Origin of the sequence: Corynebacterium sp. EPI-003-04-2554_SCH2473622, from assembly GCF_001665955.1 — a bacterium.
GTDB lineage: Bacteria > Actinomycetota > Actinomycetes > Mycobacteriales > Mycobacteriaceae > Corynebacterium > Corynebacterium pseudodiphtheriticum.
The window spans coordinates 1-10,800 of record NZ_LZMN01000061.1 but is presented as its reverse complement, the minus strand read 5'-3'; the positions used below and the strand labels follow the sequence as shown (position 1 = coordinate 10,800).

Genomic DNA, 10,800 nt, shown 5'->3' with positions numbered 1-10,800 from the left:
AGACTTGCCGGAGCTTTTTTCGGTGGATTTTCCTGAAGATTTCTCGCTCGATTTTCCGGTCGATTCGCTTGCCGACGCCGAATCGCTGGACGTAGCCGACGCTGCAGAATCCGCCTCCGTGGCAGCGGCATCGGCAGTGCTATCCGCAGCGCTGTCGGCAGGCTGCGGATCGGGACGATTTTCTGGGTTCGAACAACCCGCGACGCTTAAAGCAATGACGGCGCTGATGCCAAGCGTGCGGGCGAGTTTACGTGCATGAGGTTTCATGCACCTAGTCTAGCCTGTTTGCCGGGTCACAATACCCGCTACTTCACCACCAGGTTGATCATGCGGCCAGGCACCACGATCTTCTTCACCACGGACTTCTCGCCGATCGCCGCGAGCACCTTGTCGTCGGCAAGCGAATCGACCGGAAAATCGAGCGAGAAATCTTCAGGAAAATCCACCGAAAAAAGCTCCGGCAAGTCCACAGACAAGTCCAGCGAGAAATCCGGTTCCCAGAAATCCAGCTCGGAGAAATCCAGCAAGTCGAGCGGTAAATCCAGCTCCAAAACAACTAGTTCCAGCAAGGAACCAACCCCGGCGGCTGACCTCGGCTACGGTGAGACCATTGAACCGACCATCACGGACGGCTTCTACCGCATTGCGCTGCCGGACGGATCGTTGTGTGAACTCCCGGAAACAGTCGCGCCGGGCGAGGATGGGCTGCGGTGTTTGCTGAACATCGATAAGCCGCTCAAGGACGTCAATGGGGACATGACGCGCGGCATCGTATTCCGTAACGGAATGTTTACTCCAGATGAACAACTCTCCACCACCGAGGCAGCCGAGGCGTTCATGGAGCGGAACGATTCTGCCGAAGAATTGAAGGGTGCACAGGCAACCGCGTTCGCTGGCTATTCCGTAGTGGCAGAATCTGCCGATGAGATCGCGTTTGTGGGTGCTACTGACGACGGCTTTGGCACCTTCTTTATCGCAGGTCAGGCTGTGTCTCCGTTCTGGAACCCAACTCCGGCCTGGATCGAGGCACCAACAATAGCGGAGTACTTGCAGCGCATCATTGCTGCCGACGAAAAGGCCGGGCGTCGTTAAGCCCGTTAGCTTGCTCACAATCCAAAAAGTTTGCTTGTTTGTAACCTTGTGTGAACCTCGTATTTCCGCACGCCCTATACATTGCTTGTTGTAAGGCCCCGAGTGGGCCGGAAACAAACCAATCAGTGGCAGTACGCACCTCTAGTTTTCTTAAGTTTTCTGGGGTGCGGGCTGCAAGTGCGAAGCAAGGTGTCAGGAAACAGATGATGTCACACACTTCCTCAGGGCAAACGTTCCCGGATCAGACCGCATCCGATGACCGCACCCTTGGCGACGCTCAACTACGGCTGGAACAGGGTGTGCAGGAAAAGCAAAAGGCTCCGCGTAATCCACTGAAGCGCCTCGGCATTGACACTGATAAGCAGTGGGTGAACTGGGTTGCTGTCGCCGTCAGCGTGTGGTTGCTTATCACCGCTGTCGGTGTGATCGGTGACGGCTTTAAGGCTGCCACCGGCGATCACGCAGAAGAGCTGTTCGCTTTCGCGCAGAACCCACTGATCGCTCTCATGGTCGGCATCCTGGCCACTGCGTTGATTCAGTCTTCGTCGACGACCACCTCGATTGTCGTCGGCATGATGGCCGGTGGTTTGCCAGTGCAGATCGCCATCCCAATGTTGATGGGCGCGAATGTCGGCACCACGCTGACCTCGACGTTGGTCTCGTTGGGCATGGTGCGCGACAAAGAATCCTTCCGTCGTGGTTTCGCCGCAGCGTCCGTGCATGACATGTTTAACCTGCTGGCAGTGCTGATCTTCCTGCCACTGGAGCTGATGTTCGGCCTGTTGGAAAAGGTCACCGGTTTCTTGGTTTCCGGCGTGAACGCCGAATCTGAACAGGCTGGTTTCTTGGCCACCGGCATGGAAGGCCTGGGCACGTTCATTGGTTTTATCACCGAGCCGGGCAAAGACCTGCTGGTTGCGTCGACGAGCTGGTTGCCAGAGACCATCGCTGGTGTCGCGCAGATTTTGATTGGTATTGCGCTGATCCTCGGCGTCGTGAACTTCATCGGTGCGCTGCTGAAGGTCGTGATGGTTGGTAAGGCCAAAGACATTCTGCACAAGTCCTTGGGCCGTGGTCCGATCTCCGGCATTGGTGCTGGCATGGTAATCACCATGCTGGTGCAGTCTTCTTCGACGACAACCGCTCTGGTGGTTCCTCTGGCTGGTTCTAACACCTTGTCCATCCGCCAGGTCTATCCATTCACCATCGGTGCGAATATCGGCACCACGATCACCGCACTGATTGCCGCATTCGCATTCACTGGCTTGGAAGGCCAGGTTGCTTTGCAAGGCGCGCTGATTCACCTGATGTTCAACGTTTTCGCTGCGCTGGTTATTTACGGCATCCCAGGTGTGCGTGAGGTGCCGCTGTTTTTGGCGCAGGGCATCGCGAATATCGGCGCACGGAACAAGCTGTATATCGCAGCGTGGGTGCTGGGCATGTTCCTGGTGCTGCCGGGCGTTTTGATCCTGCTAACCACCGTATTCTAGGAATCACCACTCATCCCGGTGCAGAACATGCTCGCCGGTGATATGAGATAAGGAAGTAATAACGATGATGGATCCGCACCACGACACCGGGGCTGACAATCTGCGCGGTAAGTCCGTAGAAGAGCAGCTGGAAAAGATTCTGCGTGAGGCCGAGGCATCGTTAAGTGAGCTGCGCAGTGAGCTGGCGGAGCAGCGCCGTCGCAAAGAGCTAAGCCTAGAGATTGAACGTTTGCCGGAGCATTTGGAAAACACGACCGTGCAGTGGTCTGTCGTGCGGGATTTCTTTTCTGAGTTGATTGGGGAACTGCGTGAGACCCGCGAAGATGAGCTTGGGACTAGCGAAGCTGGGGAGACTGATAGTGGCGCTGCTTCTGGGCAACACCAGAATGGCGGCCGCGAAGATAACAGCGACGATCTGCACAGCACCGATCAACACGGCTTCGAGCACGATGACCACGGTGACCACGACGACGTAGAGAACAATAGCCACGAGAACTCACGCGAAGCGCACGGCTCACAGCGCTAGCGCTCAAACCCTGAAGCGCTAGCGCTAAAACCTCGATGAGCCACCCGCGCCAGAAAACCCAGAACTAAACGACGTATTCATATTCGTGCTCCCGCTGTTCGAACTACTGGATTGTGCCTCGACGGTGGAAGCATGCCAGCTGCTCAGCGCCCAATAAGGCACGAAGTTGTTCCATCCATAACCCGGACGGTAATCGGACGAAGTCAATCCCGGGGCTTGCGGCGCATCCGCCTTTGATTCGTCAATATCGCTAAACTTCTGCCTGCGTAGCTCTGTTAATGCCGCCTGATAATCACGCAGCACGATAATAAAATTGTCCAAGAAATCCTCAGCACTAGGTTCTTGGGCTAGAGCTTCGGTTCGCTGCTGGATCGCAGCCAATTCCTGGTAAAGACCGGAATCATCATTTCGCACCTTCATTTTCGCCTCGACGACGTCGTCACGCAATGACTGCGCCTCGGTGCGCCGGGTGAGCTCATCACCATTTTCCAAAGCAAAGATCGTGTCGATGTTGTCTTCGGCATGGTGCATTTTCTTCGCGGTCGAGGCCGCGTCACTGAACTGGCCCGCGTACTGCAGGAATGTCTTGTCGTCGCTGCGCGGGTTGAGTTCGCTGAACTTGGAGACGTCGTCATGCATGTGCAGAAAGCGGTCCCGCACCTTGCGCCACTGGTCACGCAACTGCTGATCCGCAAAAGCGGAGGTCAGTGAATGCGCGCGGATATCGATGGCGTCCAAACGCTGGGCGAGTGTGCCGAATTCAACGGAAATATAGTCGAAGTCTTCCCGCGCCTGGGCGATTTTCTTTGCCCGGCTACGCCGATACCCGCCGGTTGTTGCTGCAACACCACCACCGAGGGCTGCAGCGCCGAGACCTCCCATAACGATGGCGGAGGTGCGGTCGGATTCTGCGCTATCGAAGCGCGCTTGCTCGAGGGCAGCGAGGTCAGTTGCTACGGAGGCGCCGTGGAACAGGCCGCCGGGGATATTGCCGTCTTTGACACCGGGTTTGATCGCATCCAGTGATTCGCTCAGGTGGCTGCTGTCGCGCAGTTCGAGTAACTCTGCGACGTCATCACCAGCGAAAATGAAAGCTTGTCGGGGATTAAGCCCCACGCCAACAAACAATGTTCCGTCGGCAAAATTATCGTCGCCGATGAGCTCCGGGTGGTGATCGCGCAGGTAGTTTTCCACGGTGTCGTTGACGTTGTCGTCGTTATCTGCGAAAACAATATAGTGCAGCTGCTTGACGACGCCCGGTACTTCGAGGCGTGCGGCATCACGTTCGAGGATCCGTTCGTCGTCAGCAGTGAGCACGCCGTCGGGGTTGTGAATGCGCAGGGCGAGATTGCTGTGTGTCGGCGCGTCGATCTGGTAGTGCGCACGTTCTGGGGAATCATAGGTGGTGGCGATGCCCAGTGCTGCACCACCGCCAAGCACCCCGGCGCTAAGAATCGAAGCAGCGACAATCTTTCCGACGGTTGGCTTCATGTGCTTGATGCTACACCGTGGGGTGCGGGGCTTGGAGCGTTCGCAGGCAGATGCCTAGCGATGCTGCTTGCGGTTTTGCACCAGCACTGTCGTGCTGAGTGCTGTCATTCCTAAACAGTTGAGCCAGAATTCTTTGCCTAAAAACTTTGCCTTCACATGCGCGAAGATTGCACAGGCGAAATAAGCCACGACGCCGGTGGATGTGGCAGTTGTCAGTTGCGGGCTGTTTTGCGCGGTGCCGCGCACAAGCCCGAGAGCGGCCAACGACTTGATGACGATCAGTGACCACCACCAATTTTGCGGAAAGTTCACTCCATGCAGGCAATCTCGAATGAATTTGGGAGGTTTGATTGACATTGCTGCATCCCCAGCGAGAACCGCTGCCAGAAAATAATTTCCGCGCTTTACCTGTGTGTCCATAAACTAACTTTATCCTATATTGTTATCAAGGATACATTTTGTCAGGCCGGCCCCGGAGACCTCGGGCGTGCCGCAGTATGCGCCCTGTTTGTGGGTTTCGCTTGCACTGCGGCCGTAAAAATAGTCTGCAGTGAGTAGATAAAATGTACGTTGTTATCATGGTTTTCCTCGCCGCATATTCAAGGCTCTATGGTTGATGTTCCTGAAGCAAAGTAAAAACCCAAAGAAAAACGCTAAAAGCGCTTGCAGTGAAGCGGTACCTGGGAAGACGCCTGAACTTAGTCCCTGAAAACTGGAATGGTCAAATTTAGACGGTGGGGGCTTGAAGGGTCTGTTGAACCCATCGACGGGCAATGCGCCATGAAACCATGGCTTTGGGGCTACTGCCTGACTCGCGGCCTACATCGACATGGTTTCTGTCGGGAGTCGATCTTCTACTAGTCGGATAACTCGGTCCTTCGCGCGCTGATCAATCTGTGGGTATGTTCGAAGATTTTCCCATCTACTTAAACAAAACAAAAGCCTGGGCACTTCATACGCTTACGCCAAACCGAACCAAAATAATAACTGTCAAGAATTACCCATTCGGCTCCCATATGACCACATGACTATATGGGGAATCATCTCATTGTGTCGCAAGTGAAACAACCGTCTGCCCCTAATGGAAAGCACAGCAACCCCTTTCTATGAAATACAACACTAAAAGTGTTGACTTGTAACATTTCTTTAACTAAGATCGTTAATGCACCACCACTCACCACAAAGCTTGAAGCAACGCACGCTAGGTTACTTCAACGCTTTAAACCCATAAGGATTCACCATATGTTGAAAATGCTCGTAGCCGCCTCGCTACCATGGCTCTCATAGTCACACTGCCCCTTGCAGCTGCCCCGGTAGCGGCCGCAGAAACTCCTGCCCCTGTCGCTGTCGAGTCTGCGGGAACCATCGAGGAACAAGCACTCGCTCAGTACTTTGCTGAGGTTGATAATGCCCAGACTGAAAAGGAAGCACATGATGCCCTCGTGAATTTCCTTGGTGAAGACGCAGCCAATCAGGCAATCAAAGAGAATTCGGCCACCGGTCAGTCCGTGTCCACTCGCGGGGCTGGAACATTCCTCACATGCGTCAAAGGAAAAGCCTCTGATGACATCAAGAGCGTCTTCGACATTAACGTAGTTGCTGCCGCGATTGGCCAGAAAGACTATGCCAAGGCTGCAAAGGAAGCAGTGAAGTATCTCGCTAAGCAAGGCATCAGGAGAAATGTTGCTGCTCTAGTTGGCATGTTCGCGTACTGGGGTTGGCAGTGCCGAGGTAGCTGGTAAATCCTTAGTATTGCAAGCAGAATAAGAAGGGCGTAGGCATGGCAACTTTAGGAAAATTCCTGGTCAAATGGATTATCATGATCCTGATTATCGGAGTGTACGTTGTATTCCGGGATATCATAGGATGGGATGAGGATCTAAACTGGTCGCGATTTGCAGAATTCTCTGCACTGGGAACCCTTGGCCTTTTCCTTTTGGCTGTCTACTCAAACAAGAAGGCAGGCTGATGTGATCCCACTGCAGAATTGCGCGCGTTGCCATTTCTAACCTTGAATGCTTCATCAAACCCCCGCTGGGTTCGAATTGCCAACACAGCGGGGGCTTCATGACGGACTAGGCTTATGTAAAAGATATCTACACCTTAGATCCCTATTCCATCGTGAATGTCACTGCTTATTCCCGGCATCTCCATACCGGGGGCAGGAAGTGATCCAGGGTCACGCCATCCGCATCGGATCATGCAGCTTTGACCTGTTCCTCCAGGCCGCGCGGAAAAGATGCTGGAATAATCCGGCATCCAGACCCTCATCACCTCAGCGCCTAGCGGAGGGGTAACAGGGAACGGCCACCATCCCGATAGTGAGCCCCGCATAGCTCTACATACATCTGCACCCTTCTACTTAACAGCACGGCGAACGACCCATCGCGGAAGGTTTCCTTACGATCACCGTTATCAAAGCCCACCACTGGCAAGGTTGCCCACACGTCTGATCCGACGGATGCGCTGCAGCATATCTACCCTCTGAAGTGCTCCGAGTTTTGTTTCTAGGCATTTACCTTGATTTCTATTATTGTTTGGAGCGAGTTCTGCTTCCAAAACTCGGTTTCCACTTCGACAGAGATGCGGTATCCCACGCTTTGATGCAAACTAGTCACGTTCCACCATGACACCCACTCGAATGCCGCGATTTCTACCTCGACAACATCACCCCACCTGAGAATATGGATCAGCTCACCTCTTGTGAGGGGCCGTTCACGTTTTCAGAAAAGCATTGTCATATCAGTCCCCAACAATTCCGGTAGAAGCGGCAATGCCGTGCTGGACACCTCGCTCGTTGTAGACAACGCTGACATACTGCGACCCGTGGTTACAATGGTGAACCAACCCTGAAGTTCCCTTGGCACTGACAATCGCCTGGTTGAGAGCATGCAGCGGCAGTGCTTGAAGTGCGCATGGAATCTGATAACGCCCACCCAACGATGGGTCGAGAAAACACATCGGTGACAAACGCGGTGTACACAAAGCTTTTCTTCGTGCGCACGTAGGTAATGTCAGCGACCCATAACTTATTCGGTGCTTCGGCACTGAATTCGCGTTGGACTAAGTCCGGGCGCAGATCAGGCACGTGAGCTTTTCGGGTTGTGATAGGTGACCGGCCTTTACCTTTGCCAGAAACGCCAGCCACGCGCATCAACCTGGCAGTCTGCTCACGACCGATAGCGATTCTTTTACGGCGAAGTGCGTGCCACATTTTCCGCACACCATAAACACCATAATTATCAGCGTGAACCTGGCGAAGGTGTTCGAGCAAACCAGCATCACGAAGTCTGCGGGCACTCATGCCACAAGCTTTAGATTGGCGATAACCACGCGAGGTAATAAACACGCCTTTACGGTTATTCTTCAACGTCGTATACATGAACTCGATTGTGAAACGGTTTCGGTATTCATCGATGAATCGGATCATCTCTTAACGTTGTGGTTCGAGTCATGAGGCGAAAAAAGCTGAGGCAGCCTTCAGTAGCTCGTTAGTGTCGCGTAGCTGGTGGTTTTCACGACGTAGTCTGGCGTTTTCAGCAATCACGTCTTCTTCGGCACGAGTAACATCGCCATCCCGGTGATCCTGCCAAAGTCTATTGACGAGCCGTGTGCCATGAAACCCCCAGCTTTGGAACTACTGCCTGGCACGCGGGGTGCATCGACATGTTTTCTGCCACGATGCGATCTTCCACGAGACGGACCACGCGATCCTTTGCATCCTGATTAAATTTCCTTGGCATGGTCGAAGGTTTTCCCAGCTGCTCAAACGGAACAAACCTGGACATTTCATGATGATCTTTCAGTGCTTTCGATACTGATGTCGTGGCAGTTCTGCCCGGTTCGATACGTACCTATGAATTGGCAGTCCACACAAACAGCCCGACAAGCCAGCAAAACAATAAGATATATTATGAAGTAGGGCAACGGTAGCTTATAATGTGATCCATACCACACAAAGAACTATTGTTTTGTTTCGGTCACTATGTAGGATGGTAGATACCGTTTAATTAAAAATGGTGTTCATTCTCGAGTTATATAACTCGACTTGCGCGTGAGGAGATCCAGTGAGAAAACCATGAGGAAATTCATTGCATCCTGTATGGTCATAATGATTCCACTTTCAGTGGCCGGACAGGCAAATGCGACCGTTTCTCGTGAAGCGGGCGCAGTTCAATATGCTCACGTTCCAACGGGAGATCAAATCAACGAAACGATTGATCGGTATTCGTACACTTCCCCTGAGGGGCTTGAACTTACCGATGTGGAACAAGCTAAGGAAGACCAAGTAGACGCATTCGTTATAGAAGTAATGAGCGTATATAACGAGATGTTGGTTGAAGAGTATCGCGTAGAGAAAGGTTTGGGTACCCCGCGCCAGAGCATTGCGAATCGCTGGGGATGGTGTGGAAAGTATCGCACAAATGGTGGCAACCCCCATAACAGCGCTGATCGGATCTGCATGAACCATGATCACTGCCTAAATAGGGCGCGAAACAGCGGGGCAAAGATTGGATGCGATAATGCATTCATTTCAGGAATGCGATCTGTCGCAGGGCGATATTCTGGAGCGGATCGAGCTTATATCGAGGCTGCAATAAGGGTGATTTCTGCAGCCCGGCTGTGTAGGCCAGTGGGGTGCTAGTTCCCTGATTTTGGAAATAGTAAATTGGATATTTCCCTTAAGTGCCAACACCTTATTCATGTGTCATGATTAAGTGGAGATGCAAAGGTGTTGGCCTGCTGTTCATATCCACTAACTAAATTAAAGTAATAGACAATCAGCAATTTTTCAAAAAATTAAAAATATAAAACTATAGTATAGAAACTACCTCCGAAACCTAAAGGAGAAAGCATGTCCTTGACAACTCGTAGCAAGAAGTCTCGTCAAAATATTGCGCTCTACGCGGGCTGGGTGGTCATGGGATTTTATGTGCTCTCATGGTTATTGGTCATCGAGGAGCCTACGCGGGACCTCGCGTATTGGCTCGTTACTGCTCTCGCAGCGGTAATTGTTTTTGGGTGTGGGCTTTATGCCCGAAGTCGCGCACTTTTACTGTTGGCTCCGGCCTTATTCTTCGTAGAGATAATCGCGATTGCCCTCGGATTCGCGCTTGGTGTCGTGCTGATGATCCTGGGAAGCGTAGTTAATGCCGTTGTCATGCTTTTTGGCGGTGACCCGGTGTGGACAGATCTTTCCCCAATCTAAAGCGGGGCCGGAGTTAAGTGCATCTAACGGAGGTCAAAGCTGGACGCGCAGCCAAAGCCAACGTGGAATAGCGCGCGGCCTGGTGTGACCGTCAATAAATAATAAAACCCAGATCTGACAATCCAGATCTGGGTGTGTATAGCTTTACGGGGAGCCGCGGATCCGTGGAACTTGCTAGCGCTAACCGCTAGCTCTGCGGGTTACGGGAGGCTTCAAGCATTTCTTCAAACTCTACGAGCTTCTTCCGCTCGCGGCCTTCGGCCTCACCCAAAGCTACTTCGCGGGCATCCAGCAACTGGAAGCCCTCCCAGTTGGTTACTTCGACGCCGCGGGATTCCAGCAATTCCACCAAGTCCGTGTTGTCGGCGGCAGACAGCTTACCGGCCGCAATATCCTCCAGCAGCATGCCGATGGTCTCGGCGGCATCGGATTTCGTGTTACCAATCAGGCCCACCGGGCCGCGCTTAATCCAGCCGGTGGTATACAGGCTTGGCACAATTTCGCCATTCGGTTCTGTGAGTACGTGGCCGCCGTCGTTGGGGATGACATGCTTCTGATCATCAAACGGCACACCCTCGATGCCCACTGAACGGTAACCAACCGCGCGGTAGACAGCTTGTACTGGCCATTCGGTGAATTCGCCGGTGCCTTGCACATTTCCGTCGCCGGTCAATTCGGTGCGCTCGGTCTTCAGTGCAGCAACCTTGCCATCCTTGCCGATGATTTCCACCGGGTTTTCGAAAAAGTGAATCTGCAGTGTGTGTGGCGCTTCCTTCGGGTCGCGCATCGCGTACTGTTCCAGAATTTGGCACACCTGATCTTGTGACTTCGATGCGCGGCGTGCCGCCTCGCCGGATTCGTCGTAATCAATATCTTCCGGGTCGACGACGACGTTGATGGTGTCCGAGTGGTCGAGTTCTTTCAGTTCCTGCGGGGTGAATTTTGCTTCGGCGGGGCCGCGGCGCCCGAACACGCGCACGGTGTGGGCCTGG

At 53.3% G+C, this 10,800-nt stretch carries 8 protein-coding genes and 3 pseudogenes; 5 read left to right on the top strand and 6 right to left on the bottom strand.

What is annotated here, in order from left to right:
• Positions 1–267: pseudogene (locus A5774_RS11290) on the bottom strand (hypothetical protein); the annotation flags it as partial.
• 18 nt (positions 268–285) lie between these two features.
• On the opposite strand from A5774_RS11290, the gene A5774_RS11285 reads away from it, so the two are divergent.
• The 3 genes from A5774_RS11285 to A5774_RS11535 all read left to right on the top strand — a co-directional run bounded on the left by A5774_RS11285 (position 286) and on the right by A5774_RS11535 (position 3,108).
• The gene (locus tag A5774_RS11285; RefSeq protein ID WP_156519575.1) at positions 286–1,092 is read left to right on the top strand and encodes a hypothetical protein; all 807 of its coding nucleotides are present in this window, start codon (positions 286–288) and stop codon (positions 1,090–1,092) included.
• A gap of 203 nt (positions 1,093–1,295) precedes the next feature.
• The gene (locus tag A5774_RS07200) at positions 1,296–2,582 is read left to right on the top strand and encodes a Na/Pi symporter (RefSeq protein WP_231892381.1); all 1,287 of its coding nucleotides are present in this window, start codon (positions 1,296–1,298) and stop codon (positions 2,580–2,582) included.
• A 64-nt stretch (positions 2,583–2,646) separates the two neighbouring features.
• Entirely contained in the window at positions 2,647–3,108 is a 462-nt protein-coding gene (locus A5774_RS11535; RefSeq protein WP_064834076.1) for a hypothetical protein, read from the top strand.
• 24 nt (positions 3,109–3,132) lie between these two features.
• On the opposite strand, the gene A5774_RS07190 is transcribed toward A5774_RS11535, so the two are convergent.
• Complete coding sequence (locus A5774_RS07190; RefSeq protein WP_064834074.1) at positions 3,133–4,599, bottom strand: hypothetical protein; 1,467 nt, start codon at positions 4,597–4,599, stop codon at positions 3,133–3,135.
• A gap of 54 nt (positions 4,600–4,653) precedes the next feature.
• A complete protein-coding gene (locus A5774_RS07185; protein WP_064834072.1) occupies positions 4,654–5,019 on the bottom strand; it encodes a DoxX family protein in 366 nt (121 codons plus the stop codon).
• Between the two features lie 854 nt (positions 5,020–5,873).
• Here A5774_RS07185 and A5774_RS07180 point away from each other — a divergent pair.
• On the top strand, positions 5,874–6,341 hold the full coding sequence (locus A5774_RS07180; RefSeq protein WP_064834070.1) for a hypothetical protein: 468 nt from the start codon (positions 5,874–5,876) through the stop codon (positions 6,339–6,341).
• Between the two features lie 1,088 nt (positions 6,342–7,429).
• On the opposite strand, the gene A5774_RS07170 is transcribed toward A5774_RS07180, so the two are convergent.
• Together A5774_RS07170 and A5774_RS11280 are read right to left on the bottom strand one after the other, a co-directional pair.
• Entirely contained in the window at positions 7,430–8,029 is a 600-nt protein-coding gene (locus A5774_RS07170; RefSeq protein WP_064834068.1) for an IS3 family transposase, read from the bottom strand.
• A gap of 166 nt (positions 8,030–8,195) precedes the next feature.
• Positions 8,196–8,392, bottom strand: a pseudogene (locus A5774_RS11280) (hypothetical protein).
• Positions 8,393–9,454: 1,062 nt separating this feature from the next.
• Here A5774_RS11280 and A5774_RS07155 point away from each other — a divergent pair.
• The gene (locus A5774_RS07155) at positions 9,455–9,808 is read left to right on the top strand and encodes a hypothetical protein (RefSeq protein ID WP_064834064.1); all 354 of its coding nucleotides are present in this window, start codon (positions 9,455–9,457) and stop codon (positions 9,806–9,808) included.
• A gap of 187 nt (positions 9,809–9,995) precedes the next feature.
• On the opposite strand, the pseudogene A5774_RS11530 reads toward A5774_RS07155, so the two are convergent.
• Positions 9,996–10,800 (bottom strand): annotated as a pseudogene (locus A5774_RS11530) (pyridine nucleotide-disulfide oxidoreductase); the annotation flags it as partial.

Excerpts from the sequence above, each read along its gene's own strand:
- A5774_RS07200 (WP_231892381.1), top strand. The coding sequence starts at position 1,296 with ATGATGTCACACACTTCCTCAGGGCAAACGTTCCCGGATCAGACCGCA.
- A5774_RS07155 (WP_064834064.1), top strand. The coding sequence starts at position 9,455 with ATGTCCTTGACAACTCGTAGCAAGAAGTCTCGTCAAAATATTGCGCTC.
- A5774_RS07170 (WP_064834068.1), bottom strand. The coding sequence starts at position 8,029 with ATGATCCGATTCATCGATGAATACCGAAACCGTTTCACAATCGAGTTC.
- A5774_RS07185 (WP_064834072.1), bottom strand. The coding sequence starts at position 5,019 with ATGGACACACAGGTAAAGCGCGGAAATTATTTTCTGGCAGCGGTTCTC.
- A5774_RS11535 (WP_064834076.1), top strand. The coding sequence starts at position 2,647 with ATGATGGATCCGCACCACGACACCGGGGCTGACAATCTGCGCGGTAAG.
- A5774_RS07180 (WP_064834070.1), top strand. The coding sequence starts at position 5,874 with ATGGCTCTCATAGTCACACTGCCCCTTGCAGCTGCCCCGGTAGCGGCC.
- A5774_RS07190 (WP_064834074.1), bottom strand. The coding sequence starts at position 4,599 with ATGAAGCCAACCGTCGGAAAGATTGTCGCTGCTTCGATTCTTAGCGCC.